Consider the following 25,307-nt stretch of genomic DNA (forward strand, 5'->3'; position numbering starts at 1 on the left):
GCATGACGGATCGCAGCGGCGGCCAGCAGCGGCCGGAGGACTGGTCCACCGGGCAGTACCAGCAGCCGTACCAGGGTCAGGGCCAGGGCCAGGGCCAGAGCCAGGGGTATTCGCAGCAGCAGGGGTACGAGTCGTACGAGCAGCCGCAGTACGACCAGTACGGGCAGCCCGTCTACACCCAGGACCCGTACGGCTACCAGCAGCAGGGCTACCAGGGGCAGCAGGGGTACGACGGCTACCAGCAGAACGGCCAGGGCCAGGGGTATCCGCAGCAGCAGGGGTACGAGTCGTACGGGCAGCCGCAGTACGACCAGTACGGGCAGCCCGTCTACACCCAGGACCCGTACGGCTACCAGCAGCAGGGCTACCAGGGGCAGCAGGACTACCAGCAGCCGTACCAGCCCGAGGCCGCGGCGCCCGAGGCCGCCGCGCCCGCGCCCGCGCCCGTCGAGCCGGTGGCCCCCGCCGCCGTGCCGCCGCGCCCGCGGGCGAACCGGCCCGCCGCGGAGGCGGCGCCGGCGCCGGCCAAGGACCGGTCGCCGTCCGAGCAGGTCGCCGGGGCCCGCGGCGGCAAGGCCGGGAGCAAGGCGCCCAAGGACGGCTACACCACGGGCGAGTTCACCTTCGTCGACGAGGAGGCGGAGGAGACCGAGGACGTCATCGACTGGCTGAAGTTCGCCGAGTCCCGCAGCGAGGTGCGCGCCGAGCGCCGCCGCAAGCTGCGCAACCGGCTGATCGGCCTGGGCGTGGTGGTGGCGCTCACGGCGGGCGGTGTCGGCGGCTACCTGTGGTTCACCGGCGACAAGCCGACCGCGGCCGCCGCGGCCGGCGGGCGCCAGGTCAACGTCGTCCACCTGCGCGACCTGCAGGGCAAGGTCTCCAGCGCGCTGCTGGTCGACGACGCCTCCGGGAAGAAGGGCACCGTGCTGCTGCTGCCCGACAACCTGCGGCTGCCCGGCCCCGGCGACCCGCCGGTCACCACCATCGGCCAGGCCATGGACAGCATCGGCGCCTCGGCGACCCGGGACGGCCTGTCCACCGTGCTCGGCGCCCCGGTGGCCGGCACCTGGCGGCTGGACACCCCGTACCTGGAACTGCTGGTCTCCCAGCTCGGCGGCGTCCGGGTGGACACCAACGCCGAGACCCACGAGGGCGGCAAGCCGGACGGCAAGCTGCTGTCCGCGGCCGGGAAGAACACCATGCTGAGCGGGAAGGCCGCGGTCGCGTACGCCACCCTGCAGAACCCGGGCGAGAACCGGGACGCCCAGCTGGCCCGGTTCGGGCAGGTCATGGACGCGGTGGTGCGCACCATGCCGACCGAGTTCAAGGACGCCAAGGACGACGTGCACCGGATGAACGCGGTCCTCGACCCCTCACTGCCCGAGGACGCCCTCGCCGGGGTGCTCGTCCAGCTCGCCCAGCAGGCGAAGGGCGGCCACTTCGGCACCACCGCGCTGACCGTCAAGCCGGACGGCAGCCTGGACGAGGCGACCGCGGGCAAGCAGGTCAAGGACGTGCTGGGCGGCACCGTGAAGTCCGCGGCCGCCGGCGACGCCCCCGCCCGGGTCGCGCTGCAGGACGCCAGCGGCAACGACGCCGCGGCCGCCGCCGCGCAGGTCCAGATCGTCAACTCCGGCCTGACCTTCATCCCCGGCGGGGCCAAGACCGCCGCGCAGGCCACCAGTGAGATCCGCTACACCGACGACGCCCGCCAGGGCGCGGCGAAGTCGCTGGCGACCAGCCTCGGCCTGCCGGACACGGCGCTGAAGAAGGTCACCGGGGACACCCAGAACGCGGACCTGCTGGTAGTGCTCGGCAAGGACTACCAGGCACCGAAGAACCCGTAGGACGGCGACGGACACCCGCGCGACGGCGGCCCGGCCCCCGGTGGCCGGCCCCGTCGCCCGGGCCGTGGGCGGTGCGGCGGCCCGGGCGGGCACGGGCGGGGCCCGGAAAACGGTTCCGGGCCCGCCCGGGCGGCGTGAGATCCTGGAAGGCGACCCCGGCCCAGTTGCCGGGGCGCGCCCCACGCAGCCGAGCCGGAAGATCACCGTGACCGTCACCGACCACAGCCAGCAGCTCATCAACGTCGCCGCCCAGGCGGCGGCCGACAAGCTCGCGCACAACATCATCGCCTTCGACGTCAGCGAGGTGCTGTCGATCACCGACGCCTTCCTGATCGCCTCCGCGAACAACGACCGCCAGGTCCGCTCGATCGCCGAGGAGATCGAGGACCAGCTGCGCGAGCAGCTGGACATCAAGCCGGTGCGCCGCGAGGGCGAGCGCGAGGGCCGCTGGATCCTGCTCGACTACCTGGACATCGTCGTGCACGTCCAGCACTCCGAGGAGCGCTCCTTCTACTCGCTCGACCGGCTCTGGAAGGACTGCCCCGAGCTGCCGCTGCCCGAGGACGCCCTGGCCTCGCGCAACCGTCCCGACGCGCACACCGACGAGGCCGGCAACGCCCTCGCCCCGGCCGACGACTTCGGCAAGCCCGAGGACCTGCACTGAGCCGCGGCGCGCGAGGCCCGCGCATCGTCTTCTGGCGGCACGGCCAGACGTCCTGGAACCTCGAGTCGCGGTTCCAGGGCACCACGGACATCGAGCTGACCGGCCAGGGCGTCCTTCAGGCCCAGCGGGCGGCCCGGCTGCTCTCCGGGCTCCGCCCCGACCTGGTGATCTCCTCGGACCTCAAGCGCGCCCGGCGCACCGCCGACGAGCTCGCCGCGGTCACCGGGCTCGACGTGACCCACCACGAGGGCCTGCGGGAGACCTACGCGGGCTCCTGGCAGGGCCTGACCAACGCCGAGATCCGCGAGCGCTTCCCCGAGGAGTACGCGGCCTGGGCGGCCGGCGAGCCGGTGCGGCGCGGCGGCGGTGGCGAGCTGGCCACCGAGGTCGCCGACCGCTCGGTGCCGCTGGTGCTGGAGGCCGTCGGCAAGCTGTCGGAGGACGGCACGCTGGTCGTGGTCAGCCACGGCGGGACGATCCGCACCATGCTCGGGCGCCTGCTGGACCTGGAGCCGCCCCAGTGGGAGCGCTTCGGCGGACTGTCCAACTGCTGCTGGTCGGTGCTCGGCCACGGGGCGCGCGGCTGGCGCCTGCTGGAGCACAACGCGGGCACGCTCCCGCAGCCGGTCATCGGCGACGACACCTGAGCGGTACGGCAGCGGTTCGGTAGTGGCGCGGCAGCGGTTCGGCACGGGCGTCCGGCGCGGGTCCGCGGGGGGCCGCAGGGTTCCTCGCGGGGGCCCGGTGGGGGCCTCGACGGAGGTCCGGCGAGGGCCTCACGAGGGCGGATTTCGCAGTTCCGGCCCTGACCAGCTAGAGTCTTCCTCGTTCGCAGGGAAGGAACGCGGCCCGGAAGGGAAGCGGGAGATCCGGTGAGTGCGGGGCTGTAGCTCAGTTGGTAGAGCGCTTGCATGGCATGCAAGAGGTCCGGGGTTCAATTCCCCGTAGCTCCACTCCGCATCGGCGGTCGTGGTCAGTCAGCCAGGGTCGTCCGTGTCGCGGGGCTGTAGCTCAGTTGGTAGAGCGCTTGCATGGCATGCAAGAGGTCCGGGGTTCAATTCCCCGTAGCTCCACAGCAGTTCGGAAGGCCGTCACCCGAGGGGTGGCGGCCTTCCGGCGTTCGCGCGCCCGTCACTGCTCGCAGACGTGCGTCCAGCCGCCCGGCGGCAGCGAGCCGAGCCGTTCCACCCGCTCCCGGTCCTCCGGGTCCGCCGGGAGGTACACCACGATGTAGCACTCCGGCACCCCCGGGATCGTCAGGTACGTGGCGTTCACCCGCAGCACCCCGAGCTGCGGGTGCCGGAAGATCCGCAGCCAGGTCTCCGGCGGCGCGACCTCCTGGCGGGCCCACAGCTCCCGGAACAGCCCGCTGCGAGCCGACAGCCGCTGCACGTGCTCCTCCCAGGCCGGCTCGCCCACGTGCTTGCCGTACGCCGAGCGCAGCACCGCCACCATCCGCGGCAGCGCCTCGTCCCGGTTCCCGCACGGGTTGCAGCACGGCGGGGCGGTCAGCATGCACCAGAGGCTGTTGAAGACGACCCCGCCGACCGGGCGCATCCGCTCGGTGCCGAACAGCGAACGGTACGGCCCGTTGTAGCTCAGCACGTCGAAACGGGTGTTGGAGACCGCCGCCGGCAGCGGGGCGAGCGAGTCCAGGATCACCTGGATCGACGGGCTCAGCTCCGGCGGCGCCGGCTGCGCGTGCGGCGACGGGGACATCCCGGCCAGCCCGAACAGGTGCTCGCGCTCGGTGCCGTCCAGCCGCAGCGCCCGGGCCACCGCCAGCAGCACCTGCTCGCTCGCGTTGATCGGCCGCCCCTGCTCCAGCCACGTGTACCAGGTGACCCCGACCCCGGCGAGCTGCGCCACCTCCTCGCGCCGCAGCCCCGGCGTCCGACGGCGCAGCCCGGGCGGCAGCCCGACCTCCTCGGGGGCGACCCGCGCCCGGCAGGCCTTCAGGAAGCGGGCCAGCTCGGTACGGCGGCGGTCGCGCCCGCCCGCCGCGGTCGGGAGTTCCTCCAGCACGGTCATGGCCACCATCGTGCCGCAGCACCGGCGGGCGATACAGGTGCTGCCAGTACCAGGATCAGCAGGCTCTAACCACCAGTACCGGTACGGCCGCAGGCTGGCTGCCATGACGGACCTCCAGATCCGGCCCGGCGCGGTCGGCGGCACCACCGGAGCACCGGCCGTACGGCCAGGGCTGCTCCTCGCGCTCGTCCTGTGCGGGCAGTTCATGGCCGTGCTCGACGTCTCCATCGTCAACGTCGCGGTCCCCACCATCCGTACCGACCTCGGCGCCTCCGGTGCCGCCCTGCAGCTGGTCATCGCCGGCTACACCATCAGCTACGCCGTGCTGCTCATCACCGGGGCCCGGCTGGGCGCCCGCCACGGCTACAGTCGGATGTTCCAGCTCGGCCTGGCCGCCTTCACCGCCACCTCGCTGGCCTGCGGCCTCGCCCCGTCCACCGGCTGGCTGATCGCCTTCCGGCTGCTCCAGGGCGCCGGCTCGGCGCTGATGGTGCCGCAGGTGATGAGCCTGCTGCAGCGCACCTTCACCGGCGCCGCCCGCACCCGGGCGCTCGGCCTCTACTCGGCCGTCCTGGCCGGCGGCATGGCCCTCGGCCAGGTGCTCGGCGGCGTGCTGGTCAGCGCCGACCTGTTCGGCAGCGGATGGCGGCCGGTGTTCCTGGTCAACGTGCCGATCGGGGTGCTGCTGCTCGCCGCCGGCGCCCGGCTGCTGCCCCGGCTGCCCGGCGACGCCACCCGCGGCTTCGACGTCCCCGGCCTGGTGGTGCTCGGCGCGGCGCTCGGCCTGCTGGTGGTGCCGCTCGTCCTCGGCCACGAGCTCGGCTGGCCCGCCTGGGGCTGGGCGATGATCGCGGGCAGCGTGCTGCTGTTCGCCCTCTTCGTGGTGGTCGAGCGCCGGATCGCCCGCGCCGGCGGCCAGCCGCTGATCGCCGGACGGGTGCTGCGCGCCCCCGGACTGCGGCCGGCGGCGGCCGGACTGTTCGCGATCATGGCGGCCTTCGCCGGGTTCATGTTCGCCTTCGCCCTGCACCAGCAGGCCGGGCTCGGCCACACCGCCCTGGCGGCCGGGCTCTGCTCGGCGCCCGTCGCCGTCGGCTTCGGCCTGTCCAGCATGCACTGGCACCGGCTGCCCGGCCGGCTGCACGGCGCCCTGCCGACGGTCGCCGCGGTGCTCCTCTCCGGCGGCTACCTGCTGCTGGGCGTCCTGCTCGGCGACGGCGCCGGGATCGGGGCGGGGCCGCTGGCCGAGATGGCCGCGCTCGGCCTGGTCGCCGGCTGCGCGTACGCACCGCTGTTCGCCCGGGCGCTCGCCGGGGTGGCGCCCGAGGACGCGGCCGACGCCAGCGGGGTGATGGTGACGGTCATCCAGCTCGGGCAGGTGCTCGGCGTCGCGGTGCTCGGCTCGGTGTTCCTCGGGCAGGTCGACCTGCCGGCGCCGGCCGCCGAGTCCGGGCACGCGCTGTGGACCACGCTGCTGGTCAACGCCGTCGTGGTGCTCCTCACCGCGGGCTTCGCGGCGCATGGGCGGCGGGCGGCGCGGTAGGAGGGGCGTGCCTGGGGGCTCGGGGGCCGGGGCGGGGGCTTGGGCGCTGGGCGCCGGGGGGACTTCGGGGAGGGGGTGGGGCGGGCTCCGGGAAACGGATTTCTGGAGCACGCCCCGGACCGTGTAAAGTAGTCGATGTCGCCAAGGGAAACCGGACGGAAACGGCCGAAAGACCAAGGCGACGAAGCAGGTCAAGGGGCTGTAGCTCAGTTGGTAGAGCGCTTGCATGGCATGCAAGAGGTCCGGGGTTCAATTCCCCGTAGCTCCACAGCAGTCGAGAGCCGCCTCCCGAAACGGGAGGCGGCTCTTCGCCGTTTCGACCGTGCCACCCGCGGGACGGCCGGGAATCCCGCTACCGTCGTGCCATGGCCGATCTGGAGCGAAGGCGGAACGAGGAACTGGCCCGGATACTCCACCAGCTCGGATGGAGTCCGGAACGGCTCGCCCGCGAGGTGAGCCTCGCCCTGCCGCCGGGCCTCGCCATCAGCTCCACCGCCCCCTACAAGTGGCGCGACCGCGGCATGGTGCCGCGCAGCCCGCACGACCAGGCGGTCTGCGAAGTGCTCAGCCGCACCCTCGGCATCGCCGTCACCTACGAGCAGCTCTGGGGCCGGATGGGCGGCCACCGCGGCGCCAAGATCCTCTCGCCCCGGCTGCTCACCGACCCGTGGACCGCCGACACCGCCCAGACCGCGCTGCGCGAGGCCGCCACCGACGCCGGTCCGGTCCGCCTCACCGACCTCTTCCGCAACGCCGACCTCGACCAGGCCGCCGCCCGGTTCACCTCCCCGCCCCCGCCCGTCGGCGGCGGCGAGGGCGCGCTGCGCGTGGAAGCCGCGCTGGTCGGCGAACTCGGCCTGTCCTACCGCAGCAAACAGCGACTCGAACGGTCCTGCGGCGGCGGCCTCGTCCTCGGCCCCACCAGGGCTGAACTCGCCATGCTCGCCAAGCTGCTGGAACTCGGCGCCTACGACGAACGGCTGGGACGCGAGCTGTACGGCACCGCCAGCAGGCTCGCCCGACTGGCCGGCTGGGCCGCGTACGACCTCGGCCACGACGCGGCCGCGCAACGCGCCTTCGTCGCCGCGCTGCGCGCCGCCCACGTCAGCGGCGACCCCCGGCTCGGCGTCGCCGTGCTCGGCGCACTGGTGGTGCTCGCCACCCAGGGCCCCGGCGGGCGCGGCCTGGACGCCGTCTCCGCCCTGGAGGGCGCCCTGGAGGCCCACGGCGCGGCCCTCGGCCCCACCGGCCGGGCCCGCCAGCTCGGCCGGCTCGCCCGCGCCTACGGCCGCCGTGGCGAGCCGGACCGGGCCGAGGCCGCCGCCGCCCGGGCCTTCGCCGAACTGGACGGCGTGCCCGGCACCGAGGAGGCCCGCGCCTCCCTCGCCGGCATGGTCGGGGAGGGGCGGCTGGCACTCGGCCGGGCCCGGCTCGCCAAGGCCCCGCTCGCCGAGGCGGTCGCCGGGCTCGGACCCGGGCGGGCACGCTCCAAGGCGCTGCTGATGGTGCGCCTCGCCGAGACCCACCGGCGGCTCGGCGACCAGCGGGAGGCCGCCCGCACCGCGGCGCTGGCGCGCTCGCTCGCCGCGGGGATGCAGTCGGAGCGGCTGGCGAAGGCGCTGCGGGACTTCGACGCGGCGGGGCGGACGGCGGCGCGCTGAGGCGGGGGCGTGGTGGCGCCGGGGTGCGGGGCGTGGGGGAGGGGGCGTGGGGGAGAGGCCCCGCTCGTGCGCGGCCCCGGCGGTATACCCAGCGGCGGGCCGGGCCGCTTGCGGTACCCTGAGCCCATGCGAACCGTGCGCCTGCTCCTTAGCCGGCCGCGCTGACCAGGACCGGCTGAGCCCTCGGGCGGTGCCGGAGTCGGCGTGGCGTCCCCTCCTGCGAGGGGCTTTTTTGTTTTCCGCCCCCGATCCCGTCCCGGGCCGGGCCCACGCGCCGGCCGCCTGCGCGGTTCGCCAACCGACACCGATGGAGCTTGAAGGACCATGAGCGAGACGACCCCTGCGTCCGGCGCGGCCGAGACCGCGACCGAGCCGTTCCGGTACAGCGCCGCGCTGGCGGCCGAGATCGAGTCCCGCTGGCAGGACCTCTGGGAGAAGGAGGGCACCTTCCACGCCCCCAACCCCACCGGTGCGCTGGCCGACCCGTCCGCCGGTGACGTCGCCGCGAAGCCGCACAGCTTCATCATGGACATGTTCCCGTACCCCTCGGGTGCGGGCCTGCACGTCGGCCACCCGCTGGGCTACATCGCCACCGACGTCTTCGCCCGCTACCAGCGGATGACCGGCCACAACGTGCTGCACACGCTGGGCTACGACGCCTTCGGCCTGCCCGCCGAGCAGTACGCGGTGCAGACCGGCACCCACCCGCGGGTCTCCACCGAGGCCAACATCGCCAACATGCGCCAGCAGCTGCGCCGGCTGGGCCTGGGCCACGACCCGCGCCGCTCGATCTCCACGATCGACCCGGACTACTACCGCTGGACCCAGTGGATCTTCCTGCAGATCTTCAACTCCTGGTACGACGAGACCGCCCGCAAGGCCCGTCCGATCGCCGAACTGGTCGCCCAGTTCGAGTCCGGTGAGCGCGAGGTGCCGGGCGGTCAGGCCTGGGCGGCGCTGTCCGCCGCCGAGCGCGACCAGGTCCTGGGCGAGTACCGCCTGGCGTACGCCAAGGAGGTGCCGGTCAACTGGTGCCCGGGCCTGGGCACCGTACTGGCCAACGAGGAGGTCACCGCGGACGGCCGCTCCGAGCGCGGCAACTTCCCGGTGTTCAAGTCCAACCTGCGCCAGTGGATGATGCGCATCACCGCGTACTCCGACCGGCTGATCGAGGACCTGGACCTGCTGGACTGGCCCGAGGCCATCAAGCTGCAGCAGCGCAACTGGATCGGACGCTCCGAAGGCGCCCGGGTCGACTTCGCCGTCGGCACCGACGAGAAGATCACCGTCTTCACCACCCGCCCCGACACCCTGTTCGGCGCCACCTACATGGTGCTGGCCCCCGAGCACGGCCTGGTCGACGCCGTCGTCCCCGCCGCCTGGCCGCAGGACGTGCCCGCCGAGTGGACCGGCGGCGCCGCCACCCCCGCCGAGGCCGTCGCCGCCTACCGGGCCGCGGCCGCCGCCAAGTCGGACGTCGAGCGCCAGGTCGAGGCCAAGGTCAAGACCGGTGTCTTCACCGGCGCCTACGCCGTCAACCCGGTCAGCGGCGCCCCCGTCCCGGTGTTCATCGCCGACTACGTGCTGATGGGCTACGGCACCGGCGCCATCATGGCCGTCCCCGCCCACGACCACCGCGACTTCGCCTTCGCCCGCGCCTTCGCCCTGCCGATGCGCTGCGTCGTCGAGCCGACCGACGGCCGCGGCGAGGACACCGCGCAGTGGGACGACGCGTTCGACACCTACGACTCCGTCATCGTCAACTCCGCCCGGTCCGCCCGGTCCGCCGGGTCCGCCCGGGAGGAAGGCGACCTGTCGCTGAACGGGCTGAGCGTCGTCGACGCCAAGGCCCGCGCCACCGCCTGGCTGGCCGAGCGCGGCATCGGCGAGGGCACCGTCAACTACCGCCTGCGCGACTGGCTGTTCAGCCGTCAGCGGTACTGGGGCGAGCCCTTCCCGATCGTCTACGACGAGGACGGCGTCATGCACGCCCTGCCCGAGTCGATGCTGCCCGTCGAGGTCCCCGAGGTCGACGACTACTCGCCGCGCACCTACGACCCGTTCGACGCCGACTCCTCGCCCGAGACCCCGCTGTCGCGCAACGAGGCCTGGGTCGACGTCGAGCTGGACCTGGGCGACGGGCCGAAGAAGTACCGCCGCGAGACCAACACCATGCCCAACTGGGCCGGTTCCTGCTGGTACGAGCTGCGCTACGTCGACCCGGCCAACTCCGACGCCGTCGTCGACCCCGCCAACGAGCGGTACTGGCTGGGCCCGACGGACACCAAGCCGGCCGGTGGCGCCGACCTGTACGTCGGCGGCGCCGAGCACGCCGTGCTGCACCTGCTGTACGCGCGCTTCTGGCACAAGGTGCTGCACGACCTGGGCCACGTCTCCTCCGTCGAGCCGTTCCACAAGCTGTTCAACCAGGGCATGATCACCGCCGACGTCTACCGCGACGAGCGCGGCTTCCCGGTGCCCGCCGCCGAGGTCGAGGAGCGAGGCGGCCAGTACTTCTGGCAGGGCGAGCCGGTCAAGCGCGAGGCCGGGAAGATGGGCAAGTCCCTGAAGAACGCCGTCGCGCCCGACGACATCGCCGACGAGTACGGCGCCGACACCCTGCGCCTGTACGAGATGTCGATGGGCCCGCTGGACGTCTCCCGCCCCTGGGACACCCGCGCCGTCGTCGGCTCCTACCGCTTCCTGCAGCGGCTGTGGCGCAACGTCGTCTCGGAGACCACCGGCGAACTGGTCGTCACCGAGGAGACGCCCGACGACGCGACGCTGCGCGCCCTGCACAAGGCGATCGACGGCATCCGCGGCGACATGGCAGGGCTGCGCTTCAACACGGCCGTCGCCAAGGCGATCGAGCTGAACAACTTCCTGGTCAAGCGCGGCTCGACGCCGCGGGTCGTGGCCGAGCAGCTGGTGCTGATGGTCGCCCCGCTGGCCCCGCACGTCGCCGAGGAGCTGTGGCGCCGCCTGGGCCACGGCGAGTCGCTGGCGCACACCGACTACCCGGTCGCCGACCCGGCGTACGTGGTGGACGAGTCGGTGACCTGCGTGGTGCAGATCAAGGGCAAGGTGAAGGCCCGGCTGGAGGTCGCGCCGGGCATCTCCGACGCCGAGCTGGAGGCGCTGGCGCTGGCGGACCCGGCGGTCGTCGCGGCGATCGGCGGCGCGGAGGTGCGCAAGGTGATCGCGCGCGCCCCGAAGCTGGTGAACATCGTCACGGGCTGATTCGGAACCGGATTCCGGGCTGGATCCGAGGCCGATCGATCGGGCGGGCGTCCTTCGGGGCGCCCGCCCGGTGCTTTTGGTGCGCCGCTCCCGGGTGTCGCTCCTTGGGGAGGTGGGGCGTGGCGGGGCCGGGGTGGGGCCGGGCGTGGCGGGGCGTGGCGGGGTCGGGCGGGTTGGGCTCGGGCCCTCGGGGAGATCCCGGATCTGTCCCTGATCTCCGGCCTTCCGGACCGTTCGGAGCCCCCTCGGGAGGGGACGGCGGCTACCGTGGAACCCTCGGCGATGCGGCCCGCGTTGGGCTCGGTGGGGCCCGAAACGGTGGCGGAAGGTGGCGCGCGATGGACGTGTTCGGCGTGATGATCGGCCTGGTCCTGCTTGTCGGGATCACGGTGGTCGCCCTGATGGTGATCGGCACGGTCAAGGCCGCCAAGGCCGTCGGCGCGAAGATCGAGAAGCACGAAGCCAACGCCCGGCGCGCCGTCGAGACCGCCACCCTCAAGGCGAAGACGTACACCAAGATCGGCCCGCCCGCGCAGATCGCCACCGTCCGGCTCGGCCTGCGGACCTCCCTCGACGGCACCCGACAGGTGCTGGAGGGCGGCCTCGCGCAGGACGGCCAGCTCGGCGAATCGCTCGCCCTGCTCACCCGGCTCGACGCCCACGCGGCGGAACTCGACGGCGAGCTCCGGGTGCTCGAACGCGAGCCGGACACCGCGCGGATCGCCGCCAAGCTCCCCGAACTGCGCGAGCGGGCGGAGCGGATCACGCACGCCGCTGAGACCATGCGCTGGGCCGCGCAGGACCGGATGCACCGGTTCGCGGACGACGAGCTGAGCCGGCTCAGCCAGGAGTGCGAGAGCGAGGCGGGGGCGCTGCGGCACTGGGACGGGTCGGGGGCCGGGGCGGCGGGGGCCGGCGGTTCCGTTGGATCCTCGGGGTCCGGCGCGGGTTCCGGGTCCGGCTCCGGTGCCGGCTCGGCCGGTGCCGGCGGGGGTGCGGCCCGGGCCCGACTGACGGACGGGAAGGGGCGGCCGAGCGCGGAGGAGCTGCTGGGGCTCGCCGATCCGCTGGCCAAGCTGGCGCAGCGGCTGCGGAAGCCGTCGACGGGGTCCTCGGCGGGCTGATCGTCCGGGGCCGGCCCTGGGCGGGGGCACACAGGTCGGTGCGTCGCGGGCGCCTCGCGGGCACGTTGCGGGTACCTCCCGGGCGCCTCGGGGCCGAGGCGCGGTCGTCCGCCGGCGGGCGCTGTCCTCGCGCACGGACGGGGAGTAACCTCCGCCTCATGCCCTCCGACCTCGCGCTCGTCACCGATTCCACGGCCTATCTGCCGCAGGAGGCCCTCGACCGGTACGGGATCACGGTCGTCCCGCTGAGCGTCGCGGTCGGTGACTCGGTCCTGAGCGAGGGCGTCGAGATCTCCCCGAAGGACGTCGCCGAGGCGCTGCGCGGCAAGCAGCGGGTGACCACCTCCCGGCCGAACCCGGAGACCTTCGCGGCCACCTACCGGGCGGCCGCCGAAGCCGGGGCGAAGGGGATCGTCTCGGTGCACATCTCCGGCGAGCTCTCCGGCACCGTCGAGGCCGCCCGGCTGGCGGCCGCCGAGGCGCCCGTACCGGTGCGGGTGGTGGACAGCCGACTGGTCGGGATGGCGCTCGGGTACGCGGTGCTGGCGGCCGCCGAGTCGATCGCGGCCGGGCAGGGACTCGCGGAGGCGGCCGAGGCGGCGACCCGGCGGGCGGCGACGACCAGCGGGTTCTTCTACGTCGACACCCTGGAACACCTGCGCCGGGGTGGGCGGATCGGGGCGGCGCGGGCGCTGCTCGGGTCCGCGCTGGCGGTCAAGCCGCTGCTGCACCTGGACGGTGGACGGATCGAGCCGCTGGAGAAGGTGCGGACGGCGTCGCGGGCGATCGCGCGGCTGGAGGAGATCGCGGTCGAGCGGTCGGGGGAGCGGGAGGTCGACATCACCGTGCACCACCTGGCGGCCGAGGACCGGGCCGAGCCGCTCGCGGAGCGGTTGCGGGCACGGGTGCCGGGGCTGCGGGAGCTGTACGTCGGCGAGGTGGGGGCGGTGATCGGCGCGCACGTCGGGCCGGGGCTGCTCGCGGTGGTGGTCGCGCCGCGCTGAGGGGGCCGGAGCGGGGCCGGGGGTTGGGGGTTGGGCGGGGGTCGAAGGGGTGTCTCGTAGGTCGTGTGGTCAACATCCGGGATCTACGCCCACTTGTGTGAGCGACCTTTTCTGTCCACAACCCCCCGGTTATCCACAGGCTTTCGGTAATTTCCACGCGTCCGCCGGAGGACTCCTACCGTCCTCGGCATGACGACGATGGGCCTGGGCGCGGCGAAGCGCCAAGCGATCAACGAGACGGTGCGGCTGCGGATGGCTGCGCTGCTCCCGACGGGCGACGAGCCGGTGGGAGTCCCTGGCGGTTCCTCGACACCGGCACCGGCACTGGCACCGGCACAAGCCCCGGGGGCGGCCGCGGGTACGGCAGCGTTCACGGCGGGGGAGCGGCCGGCGACGGGGCCGCCGGCTGGCCCGGCACCGCCGCTGCCGGGCGCGGATGCGGCGGATCCGGGAGTCGGGGCGGATCCACCGGACACAAGGGTGCGTCCGAAGGGCGGTCCGTTCGCTCCGTTCGCCCCGGCGATGGCGCTCGACCGGCGTGCGGTGGCCGGACTGGTCATCCTGCTGCTGTTCGCCGTGGGCTACGCGGTGCAGCACTTCTGGCTGGCCAGACCGGAGACCGTCGCCGTACCCGCGCTGACGGCCGCCTCGGCGCTGGCGGGGGCACCCGCGCAGGCCCCGGGCGACACGGTGCCTGGGACCGGTCCGTCCGAGGTCGGCACCGTCGTGCCCGGTATCGGGGACGGGACAGGGAGCGGCGTCGGGCCCGGCGCCGGTGCGGCCGTCGTGGTCGACATCGGCGGGCGGGTCCACCTTCCCGGCCTGCACACCCTGCCCGGCGGCTCTCGGGTGGCCGACGCCCTGCGGGCCGCGGGCGGGGTACTGCCGGAGACGGACACCAGGAACCTCAACCTGGCCCGCGTCCTGACGGACGGTGAGCAGCTGATGGTCGGCGAGCAGGCCGCGGCCCCCGCCGCCCCGGCCACCGGGACCGGAAACGGACCTCCGCCGCCCGCCACGCCCCGACCACCCGTCAGCCTCAACCGAGCCACCCTCGAACAGCTCGACACCCTCCCCGGCGTCGGCCCGACCCTCGCCCAGCGCATCCTCGCCTACCGAACCTCCCACGGCTCCTTCCGCTCCCTCGACCAGCTCCGGCAGGTCAGCGGCATCGGCGCCCGCACGTACGCGGAACTCCGTCCGCTGCTCACCCTCTGACGCTTCCCCGTCCCGTTCCGCCCGTTCCCCTCGCTCCGAAGGGAGGTCCCGACGTGTCCGCTCCCACCACCCCGGTCCCGCACGCCCGCTCCTCGGGCGCCGACTTCCGGCTCCTGCTGCCCGCCGTCTCGGCCTGGGCCGTCACAGCGGCGCTCCTGCGTCTGGAGGCGGGGCACGAGGTCCCGGTCCTCGCGGCGGCGGGCGTCGCCGTCCTCGTAGCCGGCCGGCTGCTCGCCCGGCCGGGCGTCCTGCGCCTGCGCGGAGCCGCGGTGACTCTGGCAGCCGTCCTGCTCACCGCGGCGGCGGCCGCCATCGCGACCCCGCTGCACACCGCCGACCTGCACCGAGGCCCGCTGCCGGAGCTCGCCGACGCGGCCGAGCACAGCACGCCGCGCTCACCGGCGGCCACGCCCGCCCCGGCGGTGGACGTGGAACTGACCGTCGTCGGAGACCCCGAGATCCACACCTCCCGCGGCGGCACCACCGATGGGCGGACACTCCTCACCGTGGGCGCCGTGGCCGACCGTGTCACCGTCCTCCCGTCCGGCCCGACCACCCGGACCCGCACACCCGTGACCGTCATGGTCCGAGGTGCGGACGCCGAGTCCTGGCAACGGCTGCTCCCGTCCGAGCGGCTGGCCGTGGAGGCCGAGGTGCAGCCGGCGGGGGAGGGCCACGACACCGAGTCCGCGGCGCTGCTGCTCGCTCATGGTCCGCCCCGGCAGCTGGCCCCGCCGAGCCTGCCGCAGCGCATCGCCGGACGGCTGCGTGAGGGCCTGCGCGCGGCCACCGACGGGCTTCCACCGGACGCGCGCGGGCTGCTCCCCGGCCTGGTCGTGGGGGACACCTCGCGCGTGCCCGACGACCTGGAGGAGGCCTTCCGGGCCACCGACCTGGTTCACCTGGTGGCGGTCAGCGGGGCCAACCTGGCGATCGTCCTCGGCGCGCTGCTGGGCGCGCCCGGCCGGGCCGGGACCCCGGAACGGCGCGGGCTGGCCGCGGTGCTGGGGCTGTCGCTGCGCACCGGCGCGCTGCTCGGCACCGGGCTGACCCTGGCCTTCGTGACGGTCTGCCGCCCCGAGCCCAGTGTGCTGCGGGCGGCCGGGACGGGGCTGATCGGCATGCTGGCCCTGGCCACCGGCCGTCCCCGCCAGGCGGTGCCCGCGCTCGCCGGAGCCGTCCTGGTACTGGTCCTGCTGGACCCGTTCCTCTCCCACTCGTTCGGTTTCCTGCTCTCGGTGCTCGCCACGGCCGGGCTGCTCGTGCTCGGCCCGCACTGGGCCGAGGCCCTGCGGGCCCGGCGCTGGCCGCACCACCTCGCGGGCGCCCTGGCGGCGACGGCGGCCGCGCAGGCGCTGTGCGCGCCGGTGACGGTGGTGCTGTCCGGGCACGTCAGCCTGGTCGGCATCCCCTGCAACCTGCTGGCCGAGCTGGCCGTGGCCCCGGCGACACTGCTCGGCTTCGGGGTGCTCGTCCTGCAGCCGGTCCTCCCGGCCCTCGCACATCTGCTCGCCGTCCCGGCCGGGGTGGCGGCCGGCTGGCTCGCGCTGGTCGCCCGGCGCGGTGCCGAGCTTCCGGGTGGCCAACTCTCCTGGCCGGGAGGCTGGTTCGGGACGGTCACGGTCGCATCGGCCGTCCTGGCGCTCTGCTGGTCCGTGCCCCTCCTGCTGCCCAGGAGAGCGGAGCCCGACATCCGGGCGCCGGCCCGCGACCGGCACCGAGGGGCACGGGTGCTGGTGACGGGGGCGCTGCTGGTGGTACTGCTGGCCGTCCTGCTGCGCCCACCGCAACTCACCCGGATCGCCACCGGTTGGCCCCCGCCGGGGTGGCGCCTGGCGATGTGCGACGTCGGTCAGGGGGACATGTTGGCCCTTGCGGCCGGTGTGCCGGGCAGCGCGGTGGTGATCGACGCCGGGCCGGATCCGAACGCGGCGGACAGGTGCCTGCGTGACCTCGGGATCACGACGGTGCCGCTCCTGCTGCTGACGCACTTCCACGCCGACCATGTGGAGGGTGTGCCAGGGGTGTTGCGGGGGCGCAAGGTCGGTGCGGTCGAGGGCACGACGCTGGACGAGCCGCCGGGCGAGGCGGCCCGGGTGGCGGGCTGGGCGGCCGGGGCCGGCGTCCCACTGCTGCGGGCGGGGCGCGGTGAACGGCGCTCGATCGGACCGGAGTTGGCCTGGGAGGTGGTGTGGCCCGTTCCCGGGGCGGGTGTCGAGGCGCCCGGCGCGAACAACGCGAGTGTCGCATTGACGGTGTCACTGACAGGAGGACTACGCATGGCACTGCTCGGAGATCTGGAACCGCAGGCTCAGTCGGCCCTGTTGGGTCACCTGGGGAAGGTCGACGTGCTGAAGGTCGCGCACCACGGCTCGGCCCATCAGGACTGGGACCTGACCGGCGCGCTACGGCCCCGACTGGCCCTCATCTCCTGTGGGGAGGGCAATGCGTACGGTCACCCGTCCCCGAAGACGGTGGACCGGCTGCGTGCGCTCGGCGCGACGGTCCTGCGGACCGACCGGGTGGGCGACATCGCGGTGACGGGTGACTCCCCGGCCACGCTCGGGGTGTCCGTCCACCCGCAGCCGGCCCACACGGCCCACAAGTCGCGCCCCCGCGGCGCTGCCGACTCCGCGTCCCCCACCCGCCCCGGGCAGGCCCCGGGCACACCGCGGGCCCCGCCCGGGTGATCCCCGCTCTCCTCCTCCCAACCGTGGAGTGGGGTAGGGAAGGGGTTGGGGGTTGGAAGAGGAGAGCGGGAGGGGCCGGGCCGGGCCCGGCCTGGCAGAAACGTTTCGGCGCGCTCCGGGCCCGGGCCCGGAGCGCGCCGAGGGGAACCGCCCGAAGCCACGGAGCGGTGGCCTGCAGGCGGGGGTGCTGGAGATGGGTGAACCCGGGAGCTGTGATTACGGCGCGCACCGGGGGACGGGGAAGGAAGCCGAGCGGTGGCGGGCAGCGGGGTCCAGAGCTGGGCGAGCCTCGGGACCGGCGGTTGCGGCATGGTCGTCCGCGGGCGTGGGTTGCGGCGTGCTCCGGGCCGAGCCCGGAGCACGCCGCAGGAAATCGGGAGCAAAATTGGCCCTCGCACCCCCACTTCCGACCCGCACCGGCGCGCGGAACGGGCAGCGGAAGTGAAGGGGAAAGGGAAACGGAAGCGGAAGCGCAAGGGGAGAAGCACAACGGAGAGGGCCCCCGAGGAGCCCCGCCCCTCAGGCCTCCTCGCGCCAGCCCTCGTGGTCGCTGGCGAGGGTGTCGAGGGCGTGCAGCAGGGTGGGGGTCCAGCCGGTGTCCGGGGCGTCGATCACGACGAGCCACTGGGCGTCCTCGGCGTCGTCCTCGCCGGCGAGCGCGTCGCGCACGATCTCGAGTTCGCCGAGGTCGGGTTGGGTGGCGCCGAGCTCCTCGGCGACCTCGTCGGCGGCGTCGCGGTCGGGCAGGACGAGCAGTTGCCGGGCGTGCGGGTCGTCGACGTCCGGGAGGGTGGTGGTGTGGTTGTCGGTCACCCGCCCATTGTCCAGGCCGCCCGCCCGGGCCGATCGGGAGGGCGGGAGTGTCGGCGGCCCGTGGGATGCTGGTAGGCGATGGCCAGGAAGAGTGCACCCGATGACCTGCTCGCCCCGCTGACCCTCGCGGTCGGCCAGGAGGAGCTGCTGCTGGACCGCGCGGTCGCCCAGGTCGTGGCGGCGGCGAAGGCGGCGGACCCGGACACTGACGTACGGGACGTGCCGCCCGGTGGCCTGCAGCCCGGCAGCCTGGCCGAGTTGACCACGCCGTCGCTGTTCGCCGAGCGCAAGGTCATCGTCGTCCGTGCCGCCCAGGACCTCTCCGCCGATTCGGTGAAGGAGGTCAAGGCGTACATCGAGGCGCCGGCCGAAGAAGTGATCGTGGTGCTGGTGCATGCCGGCGGCGTCAAGGGCAAGGGCCTGCTGGACGCCGGGCGCAAGGCGGGTGGCCGCGAGGTGGCCTGCGCCAAGCTGACCAAGGCGAACGAGCGGCTGGCCTTCGTCAAGGGCGAGTTCCGCACGCTGGGCCGCTCGGCGACGCCGGAGGCCTGCCAGGCGCTGCTGGACGCGCTCGGCAGTGACCTGCGCGAGCTGGCGGCCGCCTGCCACCAGCTGACCTCGGACGTCGAGGGCACGATCGACGAGACGGTGGTCGCCCGCTACTACAGCGGCCGGGCGGAGGCGACGGGCTTCGAGGTGGCCGACCTGGCGGTCACCGGCCGGGCCGCGGAGGCGCTGGAGCGGCTGCGCTGGGCCCTGGCCGTCGGCCAGCCGCCGACCGGCATCACCTATGCGCTGGCCTCCGGCGTGCGCAGCATCGGCCGGCTGGCGACCACCGGGCGGAACATGCGCCCGGCCGACCTGGCCCGTGAGCTGGGCATGCCGCCGTGGAAGGTGGACCGGGTCCGCCAGCAGATGCGCGGCTGGACGGGAGACGGGGTGGCCGCCGCGCTGACCGCGATCGCCCAGGCCGACGCCGCCGTCAAGGGCGGCTCGGACGATCCGGCCTTCGCCCTGGAGCGTGCGGTGGTCGCCGTGGCCCGGGCGGCCAGGGCCGGTTCCCGCCCCGCCTACTGACACGGCCGAGGCCGAGGGCCGAGGCCGCCCGGGCCCGCGGCCGGAGCCCCGGAGCGGCGCCCGCCGCCGACCCCCGCGGCCGGAGGCTACTTCCGCATGGCCCGGACGGCGTCCTGCGCGTCCGACTGCAGGGCGCTGCGCAGATCGTCCTTGGACGGCGGCTTGCCCTTCCCCTCGGTGTAGCTGGCCGAGTAGTTGATGTAGTACGTCATCCCGCCGTCGAGGATGTCCAGTTCGGCGTAGAGGCTGTGGTACTTGTCCGAGCCGTCGTCCTTGTAGAGGAAGTACGCCTCCTCGCCGAGCCCGGAGATGTCGGTGACCTGGTAGCCGCGGGCCCGGTAGAGCTCCTTGTTGGCCTTCAGCTCGGGCCCGGGGTTGACCGCCTTGTGCAGGTCGGCGCGCATGTAGACGGAGGCGTACTCGCTGTCGCTGTTGCCGCCGGTCCGCTTGAGGCTCATCGAGCAGTTCATGCTGTCCAGGGCCGGGTGCCGGTCGGTGTGGTGGGTCGGCGCGGAGGTGTCCGAGACGGAGTACGTCTGCAGCAGCTTGGTGGGCTTCCCGGTGGTGCAGAAGTCGTCGGAGAGGTGGTAGCTGCCGAGGCTGCGCGGCGAGGAGTCGCTGCTGACCATGCCGGGGATGACGATCACGGCGGTGGCCCAGCCGGCCGAGACGAGCACGGCGCCGACGAAGGCCCAGACGGCGTTGCGCCGCAGGTTCCCCCCGGAGCCCGAAGCACCGCCCCCCGGTACCGACGCCATCCCCGGTGCGGTCGCCGCTCCCGGCGCCGCGGGCATCCCCGGCCCCGGAGGCATCCCCGGCCCCGCGGGCATCCCGGGCGCCGTCGGCAGTCCGGGCGGCGGTCCGAAGCCCGCGGCGCCCGGCGGTCGCGCCCCCGGTACGGGCTGCGCGCCGGGTGTCTGCTGCGGGAATCCGTACCCCGGCCCGTTCGGTGCGGACGGTGGCGGTGGCGTCGTCATGAGGTTCCCCCTAGGCCTGGCGTCGGGGCGCTCCCCGCACCTCGATCACACCTGACCCGACCATAGCGGCCGGACCGTGAAACGCGACAGGCGCCGCAGTGGCCTCCGGGGAGGAGGCCGACTGCGGCGCCTGCCGTACAGATTCGTGCACCGCACCCGCGTGGCGAACGCAGGCCGCGTGCGGTGCGAGTCTCGCGCGCCTCAGGGTCCGGGTAGAGGGCCGGAGCGTCCCGAGGCGGAGGGGGCCAGTGGCCCCGGGGGCGTCAGGCCTGGACGGCGGTGTTGACGCGCTTGGTGATGGCCGACTTCTTGTTGGCGGCCTGGTTGGCGTGGATGACGCCCTTGCTCACGGCCTTGTCCAGCGCCTTGGAGGCGGCGCGGGCCAGCTCGGTGGCCTTCTCGGTCTCGCCGGCGGCAGCGGCCTCACGGGCCTTGCGCAGAGCGGTCTTCAGCGAGGACTTGACGGCCTTGTTGCGCAGGCGCGCCTTCTCGTTGGTCTTGTTGCGCTTGATCTGGGACTTGATGTTCGCCACGAAGGAGCCTCAGTCTGTCTAAAGGTTCTGAACGGGATCGCACCGGCGGCCGTCGGTCCAGCTGAGAGGGCATGCCGAGGCCAGGTGCAGCTGACTACGCTACCAGGGGGCCCACTCCCGCCCCAAACCGGCCGCCCGGCCCCGACCGCCCCCAAGCCGACCGCTCCCCAACCGGCCGTCCCGCGCCGTCCGCCCCCAAAACCGGCCGTCCCGCGCCGTCCCGCGCCGTCCCGCGCCGTCCGGCCCCGACCGCTCAGTGGGCGGAGGCCGGCGGCCGGGCGTCGAGCAGCGGTTCGCCGTAGTGCTCGACCTCCGGGAAGGGGCGGTAGAAGTGGTGCAGCAGCGCACGCCACCGCTGGTACTCGGGGGAGGTGCGGAAGCCCTCGGTGTGGTCGGCGAGGGTGTCCCAGCCGACCTGGAGGAGGAAGCGGGAGCCGCGGCCCTCGTCGAGGCAGCGCCGGAGTTCCAGGGAGCGGAAGCCGCGCTGGACGGAGATCAGCGGGCGGGCCTCGGCGAAGGCGGCGAGGAACTCCTCCTCCCGGCCGGGCAGGACGTCGAGCAGGGCGCTTTCGAGGATCACGGGGGCCATCCTGCCGCTCCGGGGCGGGCGGCGGGAAGGGTCGGACGGTCCCGAACGGCGGCAGGGCCCGCGCTCGTGGGAGTATGGGAGGAACTATTTCGATCGGACGAGACTGTCCGGTCCCCGGGAAGCCGGTCAGCGATGACCCGGACACCCCCGGCCCCGGACCAACGGAGAATCGGACCAAGGTGCCCGCGACCCCCAGCAATGTGCCAGAGCCCAGCCGTACCGACCCGGCGCTGATCCGCAACTTCTGCATCATCGCCCACATCGACCACGGCAAGTCGACGCTCGCAGACCGGATGCTGCAGATCACCGGCGTCGTCGACCCCCGGCAGATGCGTGCCCAGTACCTCGACCGCATGGACATCGAGCGTGAGCGCGGCATCACCATCAAGTCGCAGGCGGTCCGCCTCCCGTGGGCGCCGAAGACCGGCGCGAACGCCGGGACGACGCACATCCTCAACATGATCGACACCCCCGGCCACGTGGACTTCACGTACGAGGTGTCCCGCTCCCTCGCCGCGTGCGAGGGCACCATCCTGGTGGTCGACGCGGCCCAGGGCATCGAGGCGCAGACCCTCGCCAACCTGTACCTGGCGCTGGAGAACGACCTCACGATCGTCCCGGTGCTGAACAAGATCGACCTGCCGGCCGCCCAGCCGGAGAAGTACGCCGCCGAGATCGCGCACATCATCGGCTGCGACCCGGCCGACGTGCTCCAGGTCAGTGCCAAGACCGGTCTGGGCGTCGAGGACCTGCTGGACCACATCGTCGACACCATCCCGGCCCCGGTCGGCGTCAAGGACGCCCCGGCCCGCGCGATGATCTTCGACTCGGTGTACGACTCCTACCGCGGTGTGGTCACCTACGTCCGTGTCGTGGACGGCCAGCTGACCAAGCGCGAGCGCATCGCGATGATGTCGACCGGCGCCACCCACGAGCTGCTGGAGATCGGCGTCATCTCCCCCGAGCCGAAGGTCGCCGACGGCCTCGGCGTCGGCGAGGTGGGCTACATCATCACCGGTGTGAAGGACGTCCGGCAGTCCAAGGTCGGTGACACCATCACGTCGATGCACAAGGGTGCCACCGAGCCGCTCGGCGGCTACAAGGACCCGCGCCCGATGGTGTTCTCCGGCCTCTACCCGCTGGACGGCTCGGACTACCCGCTGCTGCGCGACGCCCTGGACAAGCTGCGGCTCAACGACGCCGCGCTGGTGTACGAGCCGGAGACCTCGGTCGCGCTCGGCTTCGGCTACCGCTGCGGCTTCCTCGGCCTGCTGCACCTGGAGATCATCCGGGAGCGCCTGGAGCGCGAGTTCAACCTCGACCTGATCTCCACCGCGCCCAACGTGGTCTACCGGGTGATCATGGAGGACGGCACCGAGCACACCGTCACCAACCCGAGCGAGTTCCCCGTCGGCAAGATCGCCGAGGTGTACGAGCCGGTCGTGCGCGGCACCATCCTCGCGCCCAACGAGTTCGTCGGCGCGATCATGGAGCTCTGCCAGTCCCGCCGCGGCAGCCTGCAGGGCATGGACTACCTCTCCGAGGACCGGGTCGAGCTGCGCTACACCCTTCCGCTCGCGGAGATCGTCTTCGACTTCTTCGACCAGCTGAAGTCCAAGACCCGCGGCTACGCCTCGCTGGACTACGAGCCCATCGGCGAGCAGACCGCCGACCTGGTCAAGGTCGACATCCTGCTGCACGGCGACGCGGTGGACGCCTTCTCCGCGATCGTCCACAAGGACAAGGCCTACGGCTACGGCGTGATGATGGCGGGCAAGCTGCAGAAGCTCATCCCCCGCCAGCAGTTCGAGGTGCCGATCCAGGCGGCCATCGGCTCCCGGGTGATCGCCCGTGAGACGGTCCGCGCGATCCGCAAGGACGTCCTCGCCAAGTGCTACGGCGGTGACATCTCCCGTAAGCGGAAGCTGCTGGAGAAGCAGAAGGAAGGCAAGAAGCGGATGAAGATGGTCGGCCGCGTGGAGGTCCCGCAGGAGGCCTTCATCGCCGCGCTGTCCACCGACGCGGAGACGCCGAAGGACAAGAAGTAGCCGAGGGAAAGCAGTAACAGAGGCTGGCCGAAGGGCCCGGACCCCGGGCCCTTCGCGTCCCCGGAAGGGGCCCTCGACGTCCGAGGGCGGCTACTCCCTCGGCGCGCTACTTCAGCGCGCCGAGGACGGCCGAGACGATCGCCGCCTTGGCCAGCCGCCCCGCGGTGCCGGTCAGGACGGTGGGCCTCATCGCGTCGTCCGGGTGGACCAGCTGCAGCAGCCCGTCCCGCCGGCCGAGGCTCAGGCACTGCACGACGTACCGGAACGAGAACGGCTTCGCGGTGCGCCCGTCGAGCAGCTTGCCGACGTACTGGCCCTGCGGCAGGGCGGTGGCGCAGCCCATCCGCAGGGTGCCGATGCCGGGGACGGTGACCGCGGCGGCGTCGCCGACCACGTGCACGTCGGGGTGCGAGACCGACCGCAGGTGGTCGTCGACCAGGGCGCGGCCGCGCTCGTCCACGGCCAGTCCGGCCTCGGCGGCCAGCGGGTGCGGTTCCAGCGAGGCGGCCCAGACGGTGAGGTCGGCGTCGATAGGGCCGGCGGTGGTGCGCGGGCCGTCCGGGGTGACCTCGGTGACGGTGGCGTCCTCGGTGACGGTGACGCCGAGCCGGTCGAGGACGCGCAGGATGTGGGCGCGGCCCTTGGGCGAGTAGATTCCGCCGACCCGGCCGGCCGCGACGATCCGCACCCGCCAGCCGGGGTGGGCCTCGGCGAGTTCGGTGGCGAGTTCGATGCCGGTGGCGCCGCCGCCGACGACGGCCAGGGTGCCGGGGCGGTCGGCCTCGCCGATCAGGCGCCGCACCTCGGCGGCGCGCTCCACAGGGTGGGCGTGCTCGACGGCGCCGGGGACGTCGTGCCAGGCGGTGCGGCTGCCGAGGGCGTAGACGAGGGTGTCGTAGCCGAGGGCGGTGCCGTCGTCGAGCAGGACCTTGCGCCCGGCGAGGTCGAGCTCGACGGCGCGGGCCCGGCGGTGCTCGATCGAGCGGCCGCGGGCCAGTTCGCCGATGGCGGGCCAGTCGCGGCCGCGTCCGGCCGCGGTCTCGTGCTGGCGGATGCGGTGCAGGAGCCGCTCCTCGGGGGCGACCAGGGTGACGTGGTGGTGGCGTCCGGCGCCCTTGGCCGCGGTGAGTCCGGCGTACCCGGCGCCCAGGACGACGATCCGCTTCCGGTCGCTGGTGGTGCTGCTCATCTCGTCCGCCTCCGTTCGCTGTGCCCTCGTGGGGCGCTGTTCGGGAAGGGGACGACGTGGCCGGCCGGGATGTGACCGTGACCCGCGTCACAAGCTCACGCGGGTCAGAGTTAGCGGCAGGGCAGGGTCAGGGGGTGGCGACCGGGCCGATCCGGCGGAGCTTCTCGGGGTTGACCACGACGTACGCCTCGGTGATCCGCCCGTCGGCCACGGTGAAGGCGAGGACGCCGCCGACGGTCCCGGTGGCGCGGTCGTACCAGACCAGTCCGGGCTCGCCGTTGACCACGGCGTGGTCGAGTCCGCTGCCGGGGGTGAACCACTTGTGGACGAGGCCGGCGACCAGGCGGGAGACCTTCTCGGAGCCGTGGATCGGGCGGACGCCGGCGCGGACGATGCCGCCGCCGTCGGAGTGCCAGACCACCTCCGGGTCGAGGACCTCCATCAGGCCCAGGATGTCGCCGCTGGTACTGGCGGCGGCGAAGGCCTCGACGGCCCGGCGGTGCGCGGCCTTGTCGGCGCCGCCGGGCCGGCTGCCCTCCTTGACCCGGCGGCGGGCCCGGGAGGCGAGCTGGCGGGTGGCGTCGGGGGAGCGGTCCAGTGAGCCGGCGATCTCCTCGAAGCCGACCGCGAAGACGTCGTGCAGCACGAAGGCGGCCCGTTCGGCGGGGGAGAGCTGTTCCAGGACGGCGAGCAGGGCGAGGGAGACGGACTCGCCGCGTTCGGCGAGTTCGGCGGGGGTCTCCGGGCCGTCGGCGTAGGAGACGGTGGGCTCGGGCAGCCATTCGCCGTAGTAGGACTCCCGGCGGGCCCGGGCGGAGCCCAGCTGGTCGTAGCAGAGCCGGGTGACGACGGTGGTGAGGAAGGCGCGCGGGTCGGCGACGGCGGCGCGGTCGGCGGCCTGCCAGCGCAGCCAGGCGTCCTGCAGGACGTCCTCGGCGTCGGTGAAGGAGCCGAGCAGCCGGTAGGCGACCGAGCCCAGGTAGCGGCGGTTCGTCTCGAAGGCGTCCGGGGCGGCCGGGGGCTGGTCGTCGATCACGGGCCCCAAGGTAGCGCCCGCGC

Annotated in this window: 19 protein-coding genes and 3 tRNA genes; 15 read left to right on the plus strand and 7 right to left on the minus strand. The window is 73.9% G+C overall.

The features are described from left to right. The first annotated feature begins 2 nt into the window (after positions 1-2). The 5 genes from ACYP53_RS14930 to ACYP53_RS14950 all read left to right on the plus strand — a co-directional run bounded on the left by ACYP53_RS14930 (position 3) and on the right by ACYP53_RS14950 (position 3,584). A complete protein-coding gene (locus ACYP53_RS14930) occupies positions 3-1,847 on the plus strand; it encodes an LCP family protein (RefSeq protein ID WP_459647642.1) in 1,845 nt (614 codons plus the stop codon). A gap of 205 nt (positions 1,848-2,052) precedes the next feature. Further along, entirely contained in the window at positions 2,053-2,511 is a 459-nt protein-coding gene (gene rsfS, locus ACYP53_RS14935) for a ribosome silencing factor (protein ID WP_189923657.1), read from the plus strand. Further along, entirely contained in the window at positions 2,508-3,158 is a 651-nt protein-coding gene (locus ACYP53_RS14940) for a histidine phosphatase family protein (RefSeq protein WP_459647985.1), read from the plus strand. Before rsfS ends, ACYP53_RS14940 begins: the two co-directional genes overlap by 4 nt. A 233-nt stretch (positions 3,159-3,391) precedes the next feature. After that, a tRNA-Ala gene (locus tag ACYP53_RS14945) sits at positions 3,392-3,464 on the plus strand. A 47-nt stretch (positions 3,465-3,511) separates the two neighbouring features. Continuing rightward, positions 3,512-3,584, plus strand: a tRNA-Ala gene (locus ACYP53_RS14950). 58 nt (positions 3,585-3,642) lie between these two features. On the opposite strand, the gene ACYP53_RS14955 is transcribed toward ACYP53_RS14950, so the two are convergent. Further along, on the minus strand, positions 3,643-4,542 hold the full coding sequence (locus tag ACYP53_RS14955; protein ID WP_189923649.1) for a helix-turn-helix transcriptional regulator: 900 nt from the start codon (positions 4,540-4,542) through the stop codon (positions 3,643-3,645). Positions 4,543-4,645: 103 nt separating this feature from the next. Here ACYP53_RS14955 and ACYP53_RS14960 point away from each other — a divergent pair, with 103 nt between their 5' ends. The 8 genes from ACYP53_RS14960 (at position 4,646) to ACYP53_RS14995 (ending at position 17,022) form a co-directional block, all read left to right on the plus strand. Further along, positions 4,646-6,085 carry an MFS transporter gene (locus tag ACYP53_RS14960; protein WP_459647643.1) on the plus strand — a complete coding sequence of 480 codons (1,440 nt, stop codon included), beginning with the start codon at positions 4,646-4,648 and terminating at the stop codon, positions 6,083-6,085. A 195-nt stretch (positions 6,086-6,280) separates the two neighbouring features. Then, positions 6,281-6,353: transfer RNA gene (locus ACYP53_RS14965), tRNA-Ala, on the plus strand. Positions 6,354-6,450: 97 nt separating this feature from the next. Then, positions 6,451-7,746: a hypothetical protein gene (locus tag ACYP53_RS14970; RefSeq protein WP_189923645.1), complete on the plus strand. Its 1,296-nt coding sequence runs from the start codon at positions 6,451-6,453 to the stop codon at positions 7,744-7,746. Between the two features lie 324 nt (positions 7,747-8,070). After that, positions 8,071-10,986, plus strand: a complete 2,916-nt coding sequence (gene leuS / locus ACYP53_RS14975; RefSeq protein WP_459647644.1) for a leucine--tRNA ligase — start codon at positions 8,071-8,073, stop codon at positions 10,984-10,986. Between the two features lie 338 nt (positions 10,987-11,324). Next, the gene (locus ACYP53_RS14980; protein ID WP_459647645.1) at positions 11,325-12,110 is read left to right on the plus strand and encodes a hypothetical protein; all 786 of its coding nucleotides are present in this window, start codon (positions 11,325-11,327) and stop codon (positions 12,108-12,110) included. Between the two features lie 158 nt (positions 12,111-12,268). Further along, positions 12,269-13,114, plus strand: a complete 846-nt coding sequence (locus tag ACYP53_RS14985; RefSeq protein WP_189923632.1) for a DegV family protein — start codon at positions 12,269-12,271, stop codon at positions 13,112-13,114. A gap of 522 nt (positions 13,115-13,636) precedes the next feature. Next, on the plus strand, positions 13,637-14,332 hold the full coding sequence (locus ACYP53_RS14990; RefSeq protein WP_459647646.1) for a helix-hairpin-helix domain-containing protein: 696 nt from the start codon (positions 13,637-13,639) through the stop codon (positions 14,330-14,332). A gap of 53 nt (positions 14,333-14,385) precedes the next feature. Continuing rightward, on the plus strand, positions 14,386-17,022 hold the full coding sequence (locus tag ACYP53_RS14995) for a ComEC/Rec2 family competence protein (RefSeq protein ID WP_459647647.1): 2,637 nt from the start codon (positions 14,386-14,388) through the stop codon (positions 17,020-17,022). Positions 17,023-17,541: 519 nt separating this feature from the next. On the opposite strand, the gene ACYP53_RS15000 is transcribed toward ACYP53_RS14995, so the two are convergent. Beyond that, positions 17,542-17,835, minus strand: a complete 294-nt coding sequence (locus ACYP53_RS15000) for a hypothetical protein (RefSeq protein WP_459647648.1) — start codon at positions 17,833-17,835, stop codon at positions 17,542-17,544. 78 nt (positions 17,836-17,913) lie between these two features. On the opposite strand from ACYP53_RS15000, the gene holA reads away from it, so the two are divergent. Beyond that, positions 17,914-18,912, plus strand: a complete 999-nt coding sequence (gene holA / locus ACYP53_RS15005) for a DNA polymerase III subunit delta (RefSeq protein ID WP_189917953.1) — start codon at positions 17,914-17,916, stop codon at positions 18,910-18,912. 86 nt (positions 18,913-18,998) lie between these two features. Here holA and ACYP53_RS15010 read toward each other — a convergent pair whose 3' ends face one another. The 3 genes from ACYP53_RS15010 to ACYP53_RS15020 all read right to left on the minus strand — a co-directional run bounded on the left by ACYP53_RS15010 (position 18,999) and on the right by ACYP53_RS15020 (position 21,002). Next, positions 18,999-19,670, minus strand: coding sequence for a hypothetical protein (locus ACYP53_RS15010; RefSeq protein WP_459647649.1), 672 nt, complete (start codon positions 19,668-19,670; stop codon positions 18,999-19,001). A 482-nt stretch (positions 19,671-20,152) separates the two neighbouring features. After that, positions 20,153-20,422, minus strand: coding sequence for a 30S ribosomal protein S20 (gene rpsT / locus ACYP53_RS15015; protein WP_030309778.1), 270 nt, complete (start codon positions 20,420-20,422; stop codon positions 20,153-20,155). A 253-nt stretch (positions 20,423-20,675) separates the two neighbouring features. Next, positions 20,676-21,002, minus strand: coding sequence for an antibiotic biosynthesis monooxygenase family protein (locus tag ACYP53_RS15020; RefSeq protein WP_189917957.1), 327 nt, complete (start codon positions 21,000-21,002; stop codon positions 20,676-20,678). Positions 21,003-21,190: 188 nt separating this feature from the next. On the opposite strand from ACYP53_RS15020, the gene lepA reads away from it, so the two are divergent. Continuing rightward, a complete protein-coding gene (lepA, locus tag ACYP53_RS15025) occupies positions 21,191-23,059 on the plus strand; it encodes a translation elongation factor 4 (RefSeq protein ID WP_189917959.1) in 1,869 nt (622 codons plus the stop codon). Between the two features lie 106 nt (positions 23,060-23,165). Here lepA and ACYP53_RS15030 read toward each other — a convergent pair whose 3' ends face one another. Together ACYP53_RS15030 and ACYP53_RS15035 are read right to left on the minus strand one after the other, a co-directional pair. After that, positions 23,166-24,248 carry an NAD(P)/FAD-dependent oxidoreductase gene (locus tag ACYP53_RS15030; protein WP_459647650.1) on the minus strand — a complete coding sequence of 361 codons (1,083 nt, stop codon included), beginning with the start codon at positions 24,246-24,248 and terminating at the stop codon, positions 23,166-23,168. 127 nt (positions 24,249-24,375) lie between these two features. Further along, entirely contained in the window at positions 24,376-25,284 is a 909-nt protein-coding gene (locus tag ACYP53_RS15035; RefSeq protein WP_459647651.1) for a sigma-70 family RNA polymerase sigma factor, read from the minus strand. Positions 25,285-25,307 lie beyond the last annotated feature (23 nt).

Source organism: Kitasatospora sp. Ki12, assembly GCF_054601375.1.

Bases quoted from the DNA above. Each gene is read 5' to 3' on its own strand.
- ACYP53_RS15030 (WP_459647650.1), bottom strand. From the start codon at position 24,248: ATGAGCAGCACCACCAGCGACCGGAAGCGGATCGTCGTCCTGGGCGCC.
- leuS (WP_459647644.1), top strand. From the start codon at position 8,071: ATGAGCGAGACGACCCCTGCGTCCGGCGCGGCCGAGACCGCGACCGAG.
- ACYP53_RS14955 (WP_189923649.1), bottom strand. From the start codon at position 4,542: ATGACCGTGCTGGAGGAACTCCCGACCGCGGCGGGCGGGCGCGACCGC.
- holA (WP_189917953.1), top strand. From the start codon at position 17,914: ATGGCCAGGAAGAGTGCACCCGATGACCTGCTCGCCCCGCTGACCCTC.
- ACYP53_RS14970 (WP_189923645.1), top strand. From the start codon at position 6,451: ATGGCCGATCTGGAGCGAAGGCGGAACGAGGAACTGGCCCGGATACTC.
- ACYP53_RS14990 (WP_459647646.1), top strand. From the start codon at position 13,637: ATGGCGCTCGACCGGCGTGCGGTGGCCGGACTGGTCATCCTGCTGCTG.
- ACYP53_RS14960 (WP_459647643.1), top strand. From the start codon at position 4,646: ATGACGGACCTCCAGATCCGGCCCGGCGCGGTCGGCGGCACCACCGGA.
- ACYP53_RS15010 (WP_459647649.1), bottom strand. From the start codon at position 19,670: ATGGCGTCGGTACCGGGGGGCGGTGCTTCGGGCTCCGGGGGGAACCTG.
- ACYP53_RS14980 (WP_459647645.1), top strand. From the start codon at position 11,325: ATGGACGTGTTCGGCGTGATGATCGGCCTGGTCCTGCTTGTCGGGATC.
- ACYP53_RS14930 (WP_459647642.1), top strand. From the start codon at position 3: ATGACGGATCGCAGCGGCGGCCAGCAGCGGCCGGAGGACTGGTCCACC.
- ACYP53_RS14985 (WP_189923632.1), top strand. From the start codon at position 12,269: ATGCCCTCCGACCTCGCGCTCGTCACCGATTCCACGGCCTATCTGCCG.